Source organism: Micromonospora sicca (assembly GCF_003172935.1).
GTDB classification, from domain to species: domain Bacteria; phylum Actinomycetota; class Actinomycetes; order Mycobacteriales; family Micromonosporaceae; genus Micromonospora; species Micromonospora sicca.
In genome coordinates, this window is record NZ_QGKS01000406.1 from 46,078 (window position 1) to 62,219 (window position 16,142).

General features: G+C 73.0%; 15 protein-coding genes and 1 pseudogene. 7 read left to right on the forward strand and 9 right to left on the reverse strand.

Annotated elements, in window-relative coordinates; all coding sequences use genetic code 11:
* Positions 1-86: 86 nt before the first annotated feature.
* Positions 87-596, reverse strand: coding sequence for a GNAT family N-acetyltransferase (locus DKT69_RS31665; RefSeq protein WP_109805098.1), 510 nt, complete (start codon positions 594-596; stop codon positions 87-89).
* Complete coding sequence (locus DKT69_RS31670) at positions 593-1,522, reverse strand: ribonuclease Z (RefSeq protein WP_109805099.1); 930 nt, start codon at positions 1,520-1,522, stop codon at positions 593-595. Before DKT69_RS31670 ends, DKT69_RS31665 begins: the two co-directional genes overlap by 4 nt.
* Before the next feature lie 408 nt (positions 1,523-1,930).
* On the opposite strand from DKT69_RS31670, the pseudogene DKT69_RS40315 reads away from it, so the two are divergent.
* Positions 1,931-2,158 (forward strand): annotated as a pseudogene (locus DKT69_RS40315) (alpha/beta fold hydrolase); the annotation flags it as partial.
* 148 nt (positions 2,159-2,306) lie between these two features.
* Here the strand turns inward: DKT69_RS40315 and DKT69_RS31680 are convergent.
* The 5 genes from DKT69_RS31680 to DKT69_RS31700 all read right to left on the reverse strand — a co-directional run bounded on the left by DKT69_RS31680 (position 2,307) and on the right by DKT69_RS31700 (position 8,475).
* Complete coding sequence (locus DKT69_RS31680; protein WP_109805101.1) at positions 2,307-3,506, reverse strand: osmoprotectant NAGGN system M42 family peptidase; 1,200 nt, start codon at positions 3,504-3,506, stop codon at positions 2,307-2,309.
* Positions 3,503-5,332: an N-acetylglutaminylglutamine synthetase gene (ngg, locus tag DKT69_RS31685; protein WP_109805102.1), complete on the reverse strand. Its 1,830-nt coding sequence runs from the start codon at positions 5,330-5,332 to the stop codon at positions 3,503-3,505. Before ngg ends, DKT69_RS31680 begins: the two co-directional genes overlap by 4 nt.
* A 2-nt stretch (positions 5,333-5,334) precedes the next feature.
* Positions 5,335-7,119, reverse strand: coding sequence for an N-acetylglutaminylglutamine amidotransferase (locus tag DKT69_RS31690; protein ID WP_109805103.1), 1,785 nt, complete (start codon positions 7,117-7,119; stop codon positions 5,335-5,337).
* A gap of 202 nt (positions 7,120-7,321) precedes the next feature.
* Positions 7,322-7,984, reverse strand: a complete 663-nt coding sequence (msrA, locus tag DKT69_RS31695; protein WP_109805104.1) for a peptide-methionine (S)-S-oxide reductase MsrA — start codon at positions 7,982-7,984, stop codon at positions 7,322-7,324.
* A 74-nt stretch (positions 7,985-8,058) separates the two neighbouring features.
* On the reverse strand, positions 8,059-8,475 hold the full coding sequence (locus DKT69_RS31700; RefSeq protein WP_109805105.1) for an HIT family protein: 417 nt from the start codon (positions 8,473-8,475) through the stop codon (positions 8,059-8,061).
* A 130-nt stretch (positions 8,476-8,605) separates the two neighbouring features.
* Here DKT69_RS31700 and DKT69_RS31705 point away from each other — a divergent pair, with 130 nt between their 5' ends.
* From DKT69_RS31705 to ilvA, 4 genes are read left to right on the forward strand one after another with little or no spacing between them, the layout of a single operon-like run.
* Positions 8,606-9,745 carry a cystathionine gamma-synthase gene (locus tag DKT69_RS31705; RefSeq protein WP_109805106.1) on the forward strand — a complete coding sequence of 380 codons (1,140 nt, stop codon included), beginning with the start codon at positions 8,606-8,608 and terminating at the stop codon, positions 9,743-9,745.
* Between the two features lie 12 nt (positions 9,746-9,757).
* Positions 9,758-11,167 (forward strand): amidase, encoded by a 1,410-nt coding sequence (locus DKT69_RS31710; RefSeq protein ID WP_109805107.1) that lies wholly within the window; start codon positions 9,758-9,760, stop codon positions 11,165-11,167.
* 44 nt (positions 11,168-11,211) lie between these two features.
* On the forward strand, positions 11,212-12,138 hold the full coding sequence (locus tag DKT69_RS31715; RefSeq protein WP_146231264.1) for a DUF4328 domain-containing protein: 927 nt from the start codon (positions 11,212-11,214) through the stop codon (positions 12,136-12,138).
* On the forward strand, positions 12,135-13,355 hold the full coding sequence (ilvA, locus tag DKT69_RS31720) for a threonine ammonia-lyase (RefSeq protein WP_109805109.1): 1,221 nt from the start codon (positions 12,135-12,137) through the stop codon (positions 13,353-13,355). The genes DKT69_RS31715 and ilvA overlap by 4 nt, the downstream gene beginning before the upstream one ends.
* 128 nt (positions 13,356-13,483) lie before the next feature.
* Here the strand turns inward: ilvA and greA are convergent, their stop codons facing one another.
* On the reverse strand, positions 13,484-13,984 hold the full coding sequence (greA, locus tag DKT69_RS31725; RefSeq protein ID WP_109805110.1) for a transcription elongation factor GreA: 501 nt from the start codon (positions 13,982-13,984) through the stop codon (positions 13,484-13,486).
* Between the two features lie 184 nt (positions 13,985-14,168).
* Entirely contained in the window at positions 14,169-14,603 is a 435-nt protein-coding gene (locus DKT69_RS31730; RefSeq protein ID WP_109805111.1) for a DUF4307 domain-containing protein, read from the reverse strand.
* A 211-nt stretch (positions 14,604-14,814) separates the two neighbouring features.
* Here DKT69_RS31730 and mca point away from each other — a divergent pair, with 211 nt between their 5' ends.
* Together mca and DKT69_RS31740 are read left to right on the forward strand one after the other, a co-directional pair.
* Complete coding sequence (gene mca, locus DKT69_RS31735) at positions 14,815-15,696, forward strand: mycothiol conjugate amidase Mca (protein WP_109805122.1); 882 nt, start codon at positions 14,815-14,817, stop codon at positions 15,694-15,696.
* Positions 15,697-15,744: 48 nt separating this feature from the next.
* Entirely contained in the window at positions 15,745-16,038 is a 294-nt protein-coding gene (locus DKT69_RS31740) for a hypothetical protein (protein WP_109805112.1), read from the forward strand.
* Positions 16,039-16,142: the final 104 nt, after the last annotated feature.

The following is a 16,142-nucleotide window of genomic DNA, read 5'->3' on the forward strand; positions in this document are numbered from 1 at the left end:
CTCATGCCCCGATCCGCTGAGAGCGAACGGCAGCCCGACCGGCAGGGGTGCCCGCCGAACGGCGGCGGTCGAGGCGCCCGCGACGGTCAGAGCGGGCGTTCGTAGCGGAGTTGGCGGGTACGGGCGGCGCCGATGTGTTCGTCACGTGCCGACCCGGTGGGCGTCCAGCCGCCGCGTTCGTAGAAGGCACGGGCGGGGGCGTTCTCCCGGAGTACCCAGAGCACCGCCCGGGACCAGCCGCGGGCCCGCATGGCGGCCAGGGCGTCGACCATCAGCGCCCGCCCGGTGCCCTGGCCGCGCTCGTCCGGTTCCAGGTGGATCGCGTTGAGCAGGCCGGTCGCCGGGTCGCCCTCGTCGTCCGGGCCCAGGTAGCTGAAGCCGACCAGCCGGCCGTCGCGGTCCGCGACGGTCATCCGGTGGTCGTCCCGCTCCCAGGTCCACCGCTCGACCCAGTACCGCCCCATCGCCTCGGGCGTCGGCTCGGCCAGCGCCTCCGCCGGCAGGAACGACGAGTACGCCGCCACCCGCGACCGCTGGTGCAGGGCGCCGACCGGCATCAGGTCGGCCTCGGTGGCGGGGCGCAGGGTGACCGTCATCCGACCGAGGCTACCCGGCGGGGCGGGACCGGCACGGTCATCAGGTCCTCGGCGACGACCAGCTCACCGGCGAAGTGCTCGCGGGCCTCGTCGGCGAAGCGGCGCGGGTCGGCGTACCGCTGGGAGAAGTGGGTGAGCAGCAGCGTGCGTACTCCCGACTCGGTCGCCACCCGTGCGGCCTGCGCCGCGGTGAGGTGACCGACCTCGGCGGCGAGCGCGGCCTCCGACTCCAGGAACGTCGACTCGATGACCAGCAGGTCGGCGAGCTCGGCGAGGGCGTACACCCCGTCGCAGAGCGCGGTGTCCATCACGAAGGCGAACCGCTGCCCCGGGCGGGTCACGCTCACCTCGTCCCGGGTGACGCGGCGCCCGTCCACGTCGAGGTGGCCGACGCGGAGCAGCTCGCCGACCGCCGGACCGGTGATCCCGTACGCGGACAGCTTCTCCGGCAGCGCCCGGAAGCCGTCCGGCTCGACCAGCCGGTAGCCGTACGTCTCGATCGGGTGCCGCAGCCGGCGGGCCTCCAGCGTGCCGAGGCCCAGCGTGATCCGCTGCCCGTCGGCGTCGATCGGCTCGACGCGCAACTCGGCGGTCTCGTAGAAGGAGCTGGCGTGGCGCAGCCGGGCGAAGTACTCGGCGCCCGCGGCCGGGAAGTGCACGGCCACCGGGTGGGGCACCCGGTCCAGGGAGAGCCGCTGGATCATGCCGGGCAGTCCCAGGCAGTGGTCGCCGTGGAAGTGGGTGACGCAGATCCGGGTGAGGTCGGTGGCGGAGATGCCGGTGTGCAGCATCTGCCGCTGGCTGCCCTCGCCCGGGTCGAACAGCAGCACCTCGTCGTCCCAGCGCAGCAGGTAGCCGTTGTGGTTGCGATAACGGGTGGGCGTCTGACTGGCCGTTCCGAGCACCACCAGCTCGCGCATCGACACGGTCCTGACCTCCCGGCTGGGTCGACTGGCCCGGCTCCGCCGGACATGAAGCGACCCCCGGGGCTTCCGCGCTCGCGCGCGGGCCGGCTGGACTGGGCCGGCACCCCGGGGGTCGGGTGGCTGTCGTGGTTTCGCCGCACCGCTGCCACACGGTCTCGACGATCGTGCCTTTGCCCGCCTCTCGGCGGACGAGATCTCACTGTCGAGGACAGCGGCTAGCGGACAGCCACCTCACGAGTCCGATTGCTATACAAGTCTGGACCACCTCCTTTCCCGTGTACCGCCACGCTATCGACTTCCCGGCGGCCCCGGCAACGGATTTCGATCACAGGCCCGGCTGGGAATGCCCGGTGGACGCCCGCAGCGCCCGGCCGGCGAGGTCGCGCAGGCGGCGGCGGAGTTCGGGCGCTGCTGCTCACCCACGGCTGGCCGAACTCGTTCGTCGAGTTCACCGAGCTGATCGGGCCGCTCACCGATCCGCGCGCCCACGGTGGCGACCCCGGGCAGGCGTTCCACGTCGTGGTGCCGTCGATGCCCGGCTTCGGGTTCTCCGCCCCGCCACCGGAGGCCGGTTTCTCCGTCGCCCGGATCGGGCGGATGCTCGCCGAGCTGATGCGCCGGCTCGGGCACGACCGGCGTGCCCGTGGCAGGACTCCCCGGTCGGGCTGCTGGCCTGGATGATCCAGTGCCGCGGGTCGCTACGAAGCTGATGACGTGAATGGATCAGCGCCCGGGCCGCCGGGGTGATTCATCCACGACATCAGCTTCGTAGCGCCGGGTGGGCTTACGCCGGGCCCTGCGAGGCCGGGTCGGTGACACCGATCGGGCCCTCGCGGGGGCCGTCCTCGGACGCCGGCTGGACGGCCAGCGACGGGAAGTCGGCCAGGTCGCCTTCGGGCTCGGCGTCCCATTCGGGGAAGACCAGGTCGCTCTGGAGGTAGAGGCAGAGCAACTGGGTGAGGTGGCGCAGCCCGTCGAGGTGGGTGCGCTCGTGGCCGTGGGTGGCGTCGACGCCGAAGCCGAGCAGCGCCACCCGGGCGTGCGCGCCCGCCTCGACCGCCGCCGCCACGTCCGACCGGTAGTAGTCGAAGACGTCGCGGACCAGGTCGACGCCGTGCTCCTTGGCGATGGCGGCCAGGTTGCGGGTCAGGTGGTAGTCGAACGGGCCCACCCCGTCACCCATCGCCAGGGTCGCCGCGTTCTCCCGGGACTGCTGCCCGGGGGCGACCACCGCGGCGTCCACCGAGACGATCTCCGCGACGTCCGGGTCCAGGCCGTGGCTCGCGCCGTGGCCGATCTCCTCGGTGACCGTGACCAGCAGGTGCGCGGTGACCGCCGGGGTGATCCCGGCGTCGACCATCGCCTTGAACGCGGTGAGCACCGCCGCCACGCCGGCCTTGTCGTCCAGGTGCCGGGACTTCACGTATCCGCTCGGCGTGATCACCGGGTTGGGCAGGAACGCCACGAAGTCCCCGGCGTCGATGCCGAGCGCCCGCAGGCCGGCGACATCGTGCACCGGCTCGTCGACCCGGACCTCGACGTGCTCCCAGCCGACTCCCTGCAGGTCGACGTCGTCGTTGTAGCGGTGCCCGCTCGCCTTCAGCGGAAGCACCTGGCCGGTGATCACCCGGTCCAGGTCGTCGGTGAAGATCCGCACGTGGGCGCCCTCGGCGAACCGGGCGCTGTGCGTGCCGATGGTCTTCAGCTCCAGCCGACCGTTGCACTTCAGCCGCTTCACCATGCCGCCGATGGTGTCGGTGTGCACCACGATCGCCCGGTCGGCGCCGGTCTCCCGTGGCCCGGGCAGATTGGCGCTCAGCGCGCCACGCCGGGTCAGGGTGGAGGAGATGCCGAGCGCGGAGAGTCGTTCCCCGACGTACTGCTGGACGTGGTCGGTACGCCCCGACGGGCTGGGGATCTCCAGCAGCTCCACCAGCACCTGGCGGAGGTAGGCGAGGTCCAGCTCCAGCGGTTTCGGACTCACGCGACACCGCCCGTCCCGGCCGGCGACCAGAGCCGCTGCGGTGCCCGGGTGCCGGGGAAGAGCAGGTCCACGAAGCGTTCGGCGGTCGGCTGCGGCTCGTGGTTGGCCAGGCCGGGCCGCTCGTTCGCCTCGATGAAGACGTGCTCCGGCCGGTCCGGGGCGGGCACCAGCAGGTCCAGCCCGGTCACCGGGATGTCCAACGCCCGGCTGGCCGCCACGCACGCCTCGGCGATGGTCGGGTGCAGCTCGGCCGTGACGTCGTGGATGGTGCCGCCGGTGTGCAGGTTGGCGGTCCGGCGTACGGCGAGCACCTGACCCTCCGGAAGCACGTCGTGCATCCGGTGGCCGGCCTCCGCCACCACCTCGCGGGTCATGTCGTCGATCGGGATGCGGGATTCGCCGCCGGTGGCGGCGGCCCGGCGGCGACTCTGCCGCTCGATCAGCTCCGTGACGTCGTGCACCCCGTCGCCGGTGATCTGGGCGGGGCGGCGGACGGCGGCGGCCACCACCTCGTGGTCGATGACGATGACCCGCAGGTCCTCGCCGTCGCGCAGCTCCTCGATCAGCACGTCCGGGCAGAACCGCCGGGCCAGCTCCACCGCCGCGGTGAGCGCCTCGGCGGTGCGCACCCCGACGGTGATGCCGTTGCCCTGCTCGCCCCGAGCCGGCTTGACCACCACCGGGCCGACGTCCTCGAGGAAGGCCAGGTCGTCCGGCTCGCCGGTGGCGGTCCGCCCGCGCGGCACCGACAGCCCGGCCTCGGTGAGGATCCGCCGGGTGACCCGCTTGTCGTCGCAGCGGCTCATCGCCACCGCCGAGGTCAACTCGGACAGGGACTCGCGGGTGTGCACGGTCCGGCCGCCGTTGGTCAGCTTCAGCTCGCCCCACTGCGGGTCGGTGACCTCCACCCGGATGCCGCGCCGCATCGCCTCGTCGGCGACGATCCGCGCGTACGGGTTGAGCTCGTCGTATCCCTCCGGGGCGGCGGCCAGGAAGAGCCGCTCGTTGATCGGGTTCTTCCGCTTCACGCAGAGCGTGCCGGTGCGGTGGAAGCCGAGCCGCTCGTAGAGCCGGATCGCCCCCGAGTTCTCCGCGAGCACCGAGAGGTCCACGAAGGCCCGCCCCCGCTCGTCGAGCCGGTCGGCCAGTTCCGACAGCAGCGCCTGGCCGGTGCCGGGCGGCGCGTGGTTGAAGTCCACCGTCAGGCACCAGAGGCTGGCGCCGTTCTCCGGGTCGGCGAAGACTGCCACGTGGTCGACACCGGTGATGGTGCCGACGAGCTCACCGGTGGGCGCCTCGGCGACCAGGTGCAGGAAGCGATCGGTGCCGGCGTTGTCGACCAGCACCTCGACCGGCGCGGTCACCATGCCGTTGCGCGCGTAGATCCGGTTGACCGCGTCGGCGTCCGCGGCGTCGCGCAGCGGACGGATCACCAGGCCGGGGATCTCCGCGCCGGAGTCGGTGGCGGCCGGCCGGCGGTCGCCCAGTGGCAGCCGGTAGGTCAGCGACGGGTCGATGAACAGCTCGTCCGGCAGCCGGGACACCAGCACGTGCGGGTCGCGCAGGTAGATGCAGATGTCCCGGGCGCCGGCCGCCTCGGAGCGCAGCACGTCGGCGACGGCGGACTGGTCGGTGAAGGTCTGGCCGAAGACCAGCCGGCCCCAGCCGCAGTCCAGCACCACGCCGGCCGGGTCGGTGGGGCGCCGCGCGGGCTCGGGCGCGCCCGGGGCGACCGGGTCGCCGCCCGGACCGGTCCGCTCCCGGCGGCGGCCGAGCACCCGTTCCCGGTCGATACGCGCCGTGCCGGTGGCGAGGGTGTCGGTCACGGTCAGTCGATTCCGTGGCTCTGGAGCCACATTTCCAGGAGTCCCAGTTGCCACAGCTTGTTTCCGTTCAACGGGGTCAGTTCGGCGTTCGGGTCGGCGAGCAGCGCGTCGACGTAGTCGGCGCGGAACAGGCCGCGGCGGCGGGCCTCGGGCGCGGAGAGCGCGTCGCGTACCCGGTCGAGGAGCTTGCCCTCCAGGTGGGTGAGGCCCGGCACCGGGAAGTAGCCCTTGGGCCGGTCGATCACCTCGTGCGGGAGGACCCGGCGGCCGATCTCCTTGAGCACGCCCTTGCCGCCCTGGGCCAGCTTCAGCTCGGGTGGGCAGCCCGCCGCCAGTTCCACGAACTCGTGGTCGAGGAACGGCACCCGGGCCTCCAGCCCGTGCGCCATAGTCATGTTGTCGACCCGCTTCACCGGGTCGTCGGTCAGCATGACCTGGGTGTCGATCCGCAAGCCGGCGTCGACCGCGGTCTGCGCGCCCGGCCGGCCCAGGTGCCCGGCCACGAAGTCCCGCGCCGGGTCGCCCTCGGCGAGCCACGCCGGGTTGAGCACCCGGGCCAGGCCGGCCGCGTCCCGGTCGAAGAACGCCTTCGCGTACGTCTCGAGCGCCTGTTCCCGGTCGACGCCGGCCAGCGGCGGGTACCAGTGGTAGCCGCCCAGGATCTCGTCCGCGCCCTGGCCGGACTGGACCACCTTGACGTGCCGGGCGACCTCCTGGCTGAGCAGGTAGAACGCCACGCAGTCGTGGCTGACCATCGGTTCGCTCATGGCCGCGACGGCGGCCTCCAGCGGCGGCAGCAGGTCGCCGGTGGGCACCTTGATCTGGTGGTGGTCGGTGTCGAAGGTCTTCGCCACCAGGTCGGAGTAGACGAACTCGTCGCCCTCCCGGCCGCCGACCGCCTCGAAGCCGATGGAGAAGGTGGCGAGCCCGGACTGGCCCTCCCCGGCGAGCAGCGCGACGACCAGGCTCGAGTCGAGGCCGCCGGAGAGCAGCACGCCGACCGGCACGTCGGCCACCATCCGGCGGCGTACCGCGGTGGTCAGCGACTCCAGCAGCGCGTCCTGCCAGTCCCGCTCGGACCAGTCGGCGCGCTCGGCGGCCCGGCTGAACGCGGGGTCCCAGTAGACCCGCTCGCGGGTGGAGCCGTCCGGCTCGTAGACCCGGACGGTGGCCGGGGGCAGCTTGGTGACGCCGCGCGGGATGGTCCGCGGCGGCGGCACGATGCTGTGGAAGCTGAGGTAGTGGGCGAGCGCCACCGGGTCGATCGAGGTGTCGATCCCGCCGCCGGCCAGCAGCGCCGGCAGGGTGCTGGCGAAGCGCACCACGCCGGGCGTCTCGGCCAGGTAGAGCGGCTTGATGCCGAGCCGGTCCCGGGCCAGCACCAGGCGGCCGCTGTCCCGTTCGCTGATCGCCACGGCGAACATGCCGATCAGGTGGTCGACGAAGTCGAGCCCCCACTCGGCGTACGCCTTGACCACCACCTCGCTGTCGCCGGACGAGAAGAAGCGGTGCCCCTTGGCCCGCAACTCCTGGCGCAGTTCCCGGTAGTTGTAGATGCAGCCGTTGAAGACGCCGGTCAGACCAGAGGCGGCGTCGACCAGCGGCTGTCCGCTCGCCGCGGACATGTCGATGATCTTCAGGCGGCGGTGCCCGAGGGCCGTCGGGCCCTGGGACCAGACCCCGCTGTCGTCCGGTCCCCGGTCACTCATCGTGGCCGCCATCCGCTCCACCGCCGCGACGTCGGCGCGCGAGCCGTCCCGACGGAACTCCCCAGCCAGTCCGCACATGCCGCGCAATGCTGCCAGAGGTGGCCACAGTTCGCCTGTTGAGCTGATGCTACGGCGTTACGTGTTTGCTAGGGTGCGCGCCTCTCGATTCCTGGGCGCTGCCAGCGCCGACGTTCCTGCCGACGGCCCGCGCGGTGCCCGAATCGCACCGGGCCCACGGTGTGACAAACACCGCAGGCCCGGGAAACGGACATCAGGTCGGTCAGCCGGCGGTACGCGCCACGCCCACCGGGCAGCTCAGCCCGTTGGGACCGTGGTTGCAGTACCCGTTCGGGTTCTTGGTGGGGGCCAGGTACTGCTGGTGGTAGTCCTCGGCGAAGTAGTAGCGGCCGAGCGGGGCGATCTCCGTGGTGATCTCACCCTTGCCGGCCCGCGCCACGATCGGCGCGAACGCGTCCCGGGACGCCTGCGCGGTGGCGAGCTGGTCCTCGGTGGTGGTGTAGATCGCCGACCGGTACTGCGTACCGACGTCGTTGCCCTGGCGCATGCCCTGGGTCGGGTCGTGGTTCTCCCAGAAGACCTTGAGCAGGTCCTCGTAGCTGATCCTCGCGGAGTCGTAGACCACCTGGACCACCTCGGCGTGCCCGGTCATGCCCGAGCAGACCTCCTCGTAGGTCGGGTTCGGGGTGACGCCACCCGCGTAGCCGGCCGACGTGGTGACCACACCGGGCAGGGTCCAGAACAGCCGCTCGGCGCCCCAGAAGCAGCCCATTCCGAAGACGGCGACCTGCGAGCCCTCGGGGAAGGGGCCCTTCAGCGAGGACGGGAGCACCTCGTGCCGGTCACCGATCGGCATCGCGATCGGGCGGCCCGGCAGGGCCTGGTCGGGGGTGGGCAGCTCGGCCTTCATGCGGCGAAGGAACACGGTGGGACTCCTTTCCTACCTCTCCCAGCCTGCAACACCGCCAGGCCCCGCTTCCTTACCCGGCCGACTCGCGGTCAGGCCGGCACGGCCGAGGCCACCCGCCGGGCGAACCCCTCGGCTTCGGCGTCGTCGGTGTACCGGGTCCGGGGCCAGAAGAAACCGCGCAGGCCGTCCCCCTTGGTCCGGGGCACCACGTGGGTGTGCAGGTGCGGCACCGACTGGGACACCTTGTTGTTGATCGCCACGAACGTCCCACCGGCCCCCAGACCGGTCTCCACCGCCAGGGCCAACCGCTGCACGAGACCGAAGTACCCGGCCAGCGCCTCCGCCGGCAGGTCGCTCAGGGTGACCAGGTGGGTCCGCGGCACCACCAGGACGTGACCCTTGAACACCGGCCGGGTGTCCAGGAAGGCCACCCCGTCCGGCTCGTCGGCGACGGTGAACGCGGGCACCTCACCCGCCACGATCCCGCAGAACACGCACCCGCTCATCGGGCCAGGTTAGGCGCTCGACGGGTCCGCCGCCGTGCGGCGTAGTCCCAGCCGCCCCGGCATCACCGGTGTTGTGACCCGCGTCCGGGTTCCAGCCGGTGGGACGGGCGGGAGGACTAACGTCTGCGGAATGAGTCACGGCTTCGAGACGCTCGCCATCCACGCCGGCCAGGACCCGGAGGCCCGCACCGGCGCGGTGATCCCACCGATCTACCAGACCAGCACCTACGCGCAGGACGCCGTCGGGACGCCCCGCGAGGGCTACGAATACAGCCGTTCCGGCAACCCGACCCGGGACGCGCTCCAGGAGTGCCTGGCCGCGCTGGAGGGTGGGCCCGTCGGGCTCGCCTTCGCCAGCGGCCTGGCCGCCGAGGACACCCTGCTGCGCACCATCTGCAAGCCGGGCGACCACGTGGTGATCCCGGACGACGCGTACGGCGGCACGTACCGGCTCTTCGCCAAGGTCGCGGAGCGCTGGGGGCTCGACTTCACCCCGGCCCGGGTCTCCGACCCGGACGCGGTGCGGGCCGCGATCCGCGCCACCACGAAGATCGTCTGGGTGGAGACGCCGACCAACCCGCTGCTCGGCATCGCCGACATCGCCGCCCTGGCCGCCGTCACGCACGACGCCAACGCGCTCCTGGTGGTCGACAACACCTTCGCCTCGCCGTACCTCCAGCAGCCGATCACCCTCGGCGCGGACGTGGTGGTCCACTCGACCACGAAGTACATCGGCGGGCACTCCGATGTGGTCGGTGGCGCGCTGATCGCCGCCGACGCCGGGCTCGGCGAGGGGCTGCGCTACCACCAGAACGCGATGGGCGCGGTCAACGGCCCGTTCGACGCCTGGCTCACCCTGCGCGGCATCAAGACCCTCGGCGTACGGATGGACCGACACTGCGACAACGCCGAGCGGATCGCCGCGTACCTGGACGGGCACGCCAAGGTCGGCCAGGTCAGCTACCCGGGCCTGCCGTCGCACCCGGGCCACGAGGTGGCCGCCAAGCAGATGCGCCGGTTCGGCGGCATGATCTCGTTCCGCGCCGCGGGCGGCGAGGAGCACGCGGTGGAGATCTGCAACCGCACGAAGCTCTTCGTGCTCGCCGAGTCGCTCGGCGGCGTGGAGTCCCTGATCGAGCACCCGGGCCGGATGACACACGCAAGTGCTGCCGGCTCGCCGCTTGAAGTTCCCGGCGATCTCGTGCGACTGTCTGTCGGCATCGAGACGGTCGACGACCTGCTCGCCGATCTGGAGCAGGCGCTGGGCTGACCGCTGGGGAGGGTGGCCGTGCAGGACATCATGCCGACCTGGGTGGGGGCGACCGCCAAGCAGATCGCCCGAGGCGTACGCCGGGGTGACGTCTCCGCCACCCAGGTCGTCGCCGACCACCTGGACCACATCGCCCGGGCCGACGCCGACCTCGCCGCGTTCCGCGCGGTACGCGGCGGGGAGGCGATCACCGAGGCGGAGAAGGTCGACGAGCAGGAGGACCTGGCCAACCTCCCGCTGGCCGGGGTGCCGGTCGCGGTCAAGGAGAACACCCCGGTCGCCGGCCTGCCCACCTGGAACGGGTCGGCGGCCGTGCGTACCGCCGTGGCGGAGGCCGACCACGAGGTGGTCCGGCGGCTGCGCGGCGCGGGCGCGGTGATCCTCGGGGTGACCCGGATGCCGGAACTCGGCCTCTGGGCGCTCACCGACGACGAGACCGGGGTGACCTGCAACCCGTGGGACCGGCGGCGCACCCCGGGCGGTTCGTCCGGGGGCGCGGCCGCCGCGGTGGCCGCCGGGCTGGTGCCGATCGCGCACGGCAACGACGGCCTCGGCTCGATCCGCATCCCGGCCGCCTGCTGCGGCCTGGTCGGGCTCAAGCCCGGCCGGGGCGTCGTCCCCTGCCAGCTCGGCGCGGAGGACTGGTTCGGCCTCACCGAGCACGGCATGCTGACCACCACGGTCGCCGACGCGGCCGTCGGCTTCCAGGTGCTCGCCGGCCGCCGTCAGGAGAAGCTGGTTCCGCCGTCGCGGCTGCGGGTCGGCGTCTCGCTGCGCTCCCCGGTGCGCGGCGTCGCGCCGGACGCGCCCAACCGCGACGCGGTGGCCGCGGCCGGCCGGCTGCTCGCCGCGGCCGGGCACGACACCGTCCCCGCCGACCCGGTCTACCCGGCCCGGCTGGGCCTGCAGGGCATCGCCACCTGGTTCGCGGCGGCCGCCGCCGACGTGCAGGCCGCCGGGCTGGAGCGGCGGGTCCTGCAGCGGCGCAGCCGCCGGCACGTCGCGCTCGGCGAGTGGGCGCAGCGGCGCGGGTACGTCCGGGAGGCCGACCGGGCCGCCTGGCGTGAGCGTTCGGTGAACTTCTTCGGCGACCACTCGGTCGACCTGCTGCTCACCCCGGCGCTGGCCGGCCCGCCGCCGGCGGCCGCCGGCTGGTCAGGCCGCTCCTGGGTGGCGAACATGACGGCCAACATCCGGTACGCCCCGTACGCCGCCCCGTGGAACATCGCCGGCCTGCCCGCCATCGTGGTGCCGGTCGGCCGGCGTCCGGACGGGCTGCCCGTCGCCGTGCAGCTGGTCGGGCCGCCCGGTTCGGAGCTGCTGCTGCTCGGCATCGCCGGCCAGTTCGAGATGCAGGCCCCGTGGCAGCGGCACGCCCCGGGCTACCCGCGAGTGGGCACGGGGTCGCCGGCCGCGGCATGATCGACTAGCGTGTGCGCGACTTCCACGGCGCACGGGGGGCAGACATGCGGTGCCACATCTGCGGGGCCGAGCCGACCACGCCCGTCGGCGACTGCCCTGGCTGCGGTACGTCGTCGGACCGGCCCGCCCTGTCGCCGGGCAGGCCGACCTATCCGGTGCGTGGGCTCGGGGTGGCCGCCGCGGTCGGCGTCGGTCTCACCACGCTGTTGTACACGCTGGTGGCGCTCGCCCCGGCGGTGAACGCCCTGCTGTCCCGCCAGGCCGGGACGGCGGGTGACCCGGGTGCCGGCCGCGGTGCCACGGTGGCCGAGGGCCTGCTCTCCCTGTCGTACCTGGTCGTCCTTCTCACCACCGCGGCGCTGGTCATGATCTGGATGTTCCGGGCGCGGAAGAACACGGACGCCTTTCCGGGAGTGCGGTCGTCCCTGGCCCCGCACTGGGCGATCACTGGCTGGTGGGTGCCCGTCGCCAGCCTCGGCGTGCCGTGTGCCGTGATGGTCGGCATCGTCCGGGAGAGCCTCGGCCGGGGCCGGCTCCGGGCGCTGGTCGCCCTCTGGTGGGTGGCCTGGCTGGGCTTCGGCTTCGCCGACCTGCTCAGCAACCTCGCCCAGGCCAGGGCCGACGTGCGGCTGGCCCGGCAGGGGGCGTCGCCGGACTTCGACCACTACCGCGAGGCGGCCCTGCGGAACGCCCTGCCGGTGCTGGCCTGCCTGGTCGCCGGGGTGTCGCTGATCGTGCTGGTGCTGCGGGTGTCCGCCGCCCAGCAGACCCGGATCGACGGGGCCACCCCGGTATGGCCGGCCGTCGCCCTGCCGGTGCCCGGGGCCGCGGTGCCGCCGGCGTCACGGGAGTCCGTACCGGTCGGACAGCCGGCGTCGCCGGTGACCGGGCCGTCGCAGCGGGTTCCCGTGGACGCGAACCCCGCGTCGCCATCGGTGCCGGAAGCGGCGGGTGGCACGATCGGGGCATGACGGAACTGGTCGGTCTCGCCGACGTACAGGCCGCGCGGGAGCTGCTCGCCGGCGTCACCCGTACCACCCCGCTGGAACCCTCCCGGCCGCTCAGTGCCACCCTGGGCGGCCCGGCCTGGTTGAAGTGCGAGAACGTGCAGCGCGCCGGGTCGTACAAGGTGCGCGGCGCGTACGTGCGGATCTCCCGGCTCTCCGCCGAGGAGCGGGAACGCGGCGTGGTCGCCGCCAGCGCCGGCAACCACGCGCAGGGGGTGGCGCTCGCCGCCGGCCTGGTCGGCACCCACGCCACCGTCTTCATGCCGGTGAACGCGCCGCTGCCGAAGGTGGCCGCCACCAAGGGGTACGGCGCGCAGATCGAGCTGGTCGGCAACACGGTGGACGAGTCGCTGGTCGCGGCGGAGACCTTCGCCGAGCGGACCGGGGCGGTGCTGATCCACCCGTTCGACCACCCGGACGTGATCGCCGGGCAGGGCACGGTGGCGCTGGAGATCCTCGAACAGTGCCCCGACGTGAAGACCATCGTCACCGGGGTCGGCGGTGGCGGGCTGATCTCCGGCATCGCGGTGGCCGCCAAGGCGCTGCGTCCGGACGTACGGGTGATCGGGGTGCAGGCCGCGACCGCCGCCGCCTTCCCGCCCTCGCTGAGGGCCGGCGAGCCGGTACGGCTGCCGTCGTTCTCGACGATCGCCGACGGGATCGCGGTCGGCCGGCCCGGCGACCTCACCTTCACCCATGTCCGCAAGCTGGTCGACGAGATGGTCACCGTCTCCGAGGAGGACATCTCCCGGGCGCTGCTGATGCTGCTGGAGCGCGGCAAGCAGGTGGTGGAGCCGGCCGGCGCGGTCGGCGTGGCCGCGTTGCTGGCCGGCGTGGTCGAGGTGGAGCCGCCGGTGGTGGCGGTGCTCTCCGGCGGCAACATCGACCCGCTGCTGCTGCTGCGGGTGATCGAGCACGGTCTCGCGGCGGCCGGCCGGTATCTGCGGGTCACCGTGCGCTGCTCGGACCGGCCGGGCCAGCTCGCCTCGCTGCTCAGTGAGATCGCCGAGCACCGGGCCAACGTGGTCGACGTGGAGCACCAGCGGGCCAACCCGCACCTGCGCCTGGGCGAGGTGGAGGTGGCGCTGTCGGTGGAGACCCGGGGTGTGGAGCACTCGGACACGCTGATCAGCGCGCTGCGGGCCAGCGGCTACCAGGTGGTCTTCGCCGCCGAGGCGTGACGCCGCCCGTAGCCGGAAAATGCGACCGCCCCGGCCGTGGCACGGCCGGGGCGGTGTGGCAGTCGGCGGCCTGTCAGCCCCGGTCGGGGTCGGGCCCGGGCCTGCCGGCGCGGGTCCGGGTGTGGGGCTCAGCCGGAGAAGGGCTCGAACTTGACCACGGTCACCTTGATGTCGGCGCCGCTGGGCGCCGTGTAGGTGCAGGTCTGGCCCTCGCGGCCGCCCAGGATGGCCTTGCCCAGCGCGGACTCCGGGCTGTAGACGGTCAGGTCGGTGGTGGACGCGATCTCCCGTGAGCCGAGCAGGAACGTCTCGGTGTCCTCGGGGTCGTCGTCGAAGTAGATCGTCACCACCATGCCGGGCGACACCACGTCGGCGGTCGGCGCCTCGCCCACCTTGGCGGTGCGCAGCAGCTCCTGGAGGTAGCGGATGCGCCCCTCGGCCTTGCCCTGCTCCTCGCGGGCGGCGTGGTAGCCGCCGTTCTCCCGGAGGTCGCCCTCCTCGCGCCGCGCGTTGATCTCGGCGGCGATCACCGGCCGGTTCGCGATGTGCTCGTCGAGCTCGGCCTGGAGGCGGTCGTACGCGTCCTGGGACAGCCAGGTGGCGGGCGCCTCGTTGCCATTCGTGGACACAGGCGGTCCTCCTCGGTTGGTGCGGACTGGCTGACAGGTGAACTACCAAGTTACCAGTGCGGGACACCTCGGGGTGTCGCCGATCACGTGGGGTGCCGGCGATGGGACCGGCGGTCGCGCGGGCCGGTGGTCGCGGGCCGACGCCCAGGCCGGCGACGGTGGGCTCGGGCCCGCCGCGTCCGGGTCAGCCGGCTGGGCGGCAGCGCACCACCTCGCCGATGAACGGCCGGGCGCTGGTGGCCAGCCGGTGCCGGGCGTCGATCCGGCGTTCCCCCGGCTGCGCGGTCACCGTGACCTCCTCGTGCCCCACCTCGGCGCCGTCGGAGGCCCGGGCCCGGAGCACGCAGGTCGTCGAGCCGCCCGCCGGCACGGTGACCCGGAAGTCGATCACCACCTGGGAGTCGGTGATCTCCGTGTAGGTGATCACCTGGGCGTCGTACCTGGGATCGCCGTACTGCTGGTAGAGCTTGGCCGCGATCAGGCCGAGGGTCGCCAGCAGGACGGCCGCCAGCAGCGCCGCCAGCAGGGGTCGGCGGCGGCCCGGTTCGCGGCGGCGACCGTACCGGCCGGGCGGGAAGACCGGCGCGCCCGGCGTGATTGTGGCGTGCGTCTCGGTCACCGGCGGGTATCTCCTGGCGTTGTTGTCGGCGGCATCGGCAAGAATGGCAGAGTCCATCTTCCCAGCCCGGCGCTGACCCAAGGATGGCAGGTCGGCGGTGACGCGGACAGGTCGGCACGGGTGATTTTCCGGGCGCGGGGGAGATTCCGGCAGGTCAGCCGGGTTACCCGGGGTCGGGTCGCCCGACGGGCACAGACGAGGAGTGCCGAAGGTGGCAGAGCAGTTGCGTCTCATGGCCGTGCACGCCCATCCCGACGACGAGTCGAGCAAGGGCGCCGCGACCACGGCGAAATACGTCGCCGAAGGGGTCGATGTCCTGGTCGTGACCTGCACGGGCGGTGAGCGCGGCAGCGTGCTCAACCCGAAGATGGACCGACCGGACGTCTGGGCCAACATCGGCGAGATCCGGCGCGCCGAGATGGACGCCGCCCGCGCCATCCTCGGCATCGAGCAGGCCTGGCTCGGGTTCGTCGACTCGGGGCTGCCCGAGGGGGACCCGCTGCCGCCGCTGCCCGAGGGGTGCTTCGCCCTGCAGGACGTGGAGGTCGCGGCGGCACCGCTGGTGCGCCTGATGCGGCAGTTCCGACCGCACGTCGTCACCACGTACGACGAGGAGGGTGGCTACCCCCACCCGGACCACATCATGACCCACAAGGTGACGGTCGCCGCCTTCGAGGCCGCCGGCGACCCCGAGCGCCACCCGGAGCTGGGTGAGCCGTGGCAGCCGCTGAAGCTCTACTACGACATCGGCTTCTCCAAGGGCAAGATCATGGCGCTGCACGAGGGCATGCTCGCCGCGGGCCTCGAATCGCCGTACGAGGACTGGCTCGAGCGCTGGGAGGATCGTCCCGACAAGGGCCCGCGGATCACCACCCGGGTCGAGTGCGCCGAATACTTCCCCGTCCGCGACGACGCCCTGCGGGCCCACGCCACCCAGATCGACCCGGACGGCTTCTGGTTCCACGTCCCGATGGACCTCCAGCGGCGCGCCTGGCCGACCGAGGACTACCAGCTCGCCCGCTCGCTGGTGGACAGCCCGCTGCCCGAGTCGGACCTGTTCGCCGGCGTCCGCGAGACGTGCCATGCCCGCTGATCCGGCGGAGGGCTACGCTGGACGGGAGCCGCACATCGGAGGAACACCATGCTGACCACTGCCCAGGTGCTCGCGGAGAACAACTTCGGTGACACCCGCACGGGTGGTCTGGCCGGGCCGATGGGCCTCTTCCTCATCGTGCTGCTGGCCACCGCCACCGTCCTGCTGATCCGCAACATGAACGCCCGACTGCGTCGCCTGCCCGACCGCTTCCCGCAGCAGGCCGGTCCGGCGGACCCCGAACGCACCGACGGGACAGTCGTCGATCCGACAGACGGGACCGTCGCGCAGGAATCACCGACGAACGCTCCCAACGGCTCCCAGCAGCGCCGGAACGGGTAGTCCAGGCATGATTCACGTCGAAGCCGGTCGTCGCCCCCTGTTGCGACCACCGGCTTTGGCTTAGCCTTCCGCCGGGGGGACCAAAAGTCCCCGAGCCGTGCGCG

What these genes read in the sequence shown, in the direction of transcription:
- DKT69_RS31705 (WP_109805106.1), top strand. Translation starts at nt 8,606, where the DNA reads ATGAGTCACGGCTTCGAGACGCTCGCCATCCACGCCGGCCAGGACCCG.
- DKT69_RS31665 (WP_109805098.1), bottom strand. Translation starts at nt 596, where the DNA reads ATGACGGTCACCCTGCGCCCCGCCACCGAGGCCGACCTGATGCCGGTC.
- DKT69_RS31700 (WP_109805105.1), bottom strand. Translation starts at nt 8,475, where the DNA reads ATGAGCGGGTGCGTGTTCTGCGGGATCGTGGCGGGTGAGGTGCCCGCG.
- DKT69_RS31715 (WP_146231264.1), top strand. Translation starts at nt 11,212, where the DNA reads ATGCGGTGCCACATCTGCGGGGCCGAGCCGACCACGCCCGTCGGCGAC.
- DKT69_RS31740 (WP_109805112.1), top strand. Translation starts at nt 15,745, where the DNA reads ATGCTGACCACTGCCCAGGTGCTCGCGGAGAACAACTTCGGTGACACC.
- DKT69_RS31690 (WP_109805103.1), bottom strand. Translation starts at nt 7,119, where the DNA reads ATGTGCGGACTGGCTGGGGAGTTCCGTCGGGACGGCTCGCGCGCCGAC.
- ilvA (WP_109805109.1), top strand. Translation starts at nt 12,135, where the DNA reads ATGACGGAACTGGTCGGTCTCGCCGACGTACAGGCCGCGCGGGAGCTG.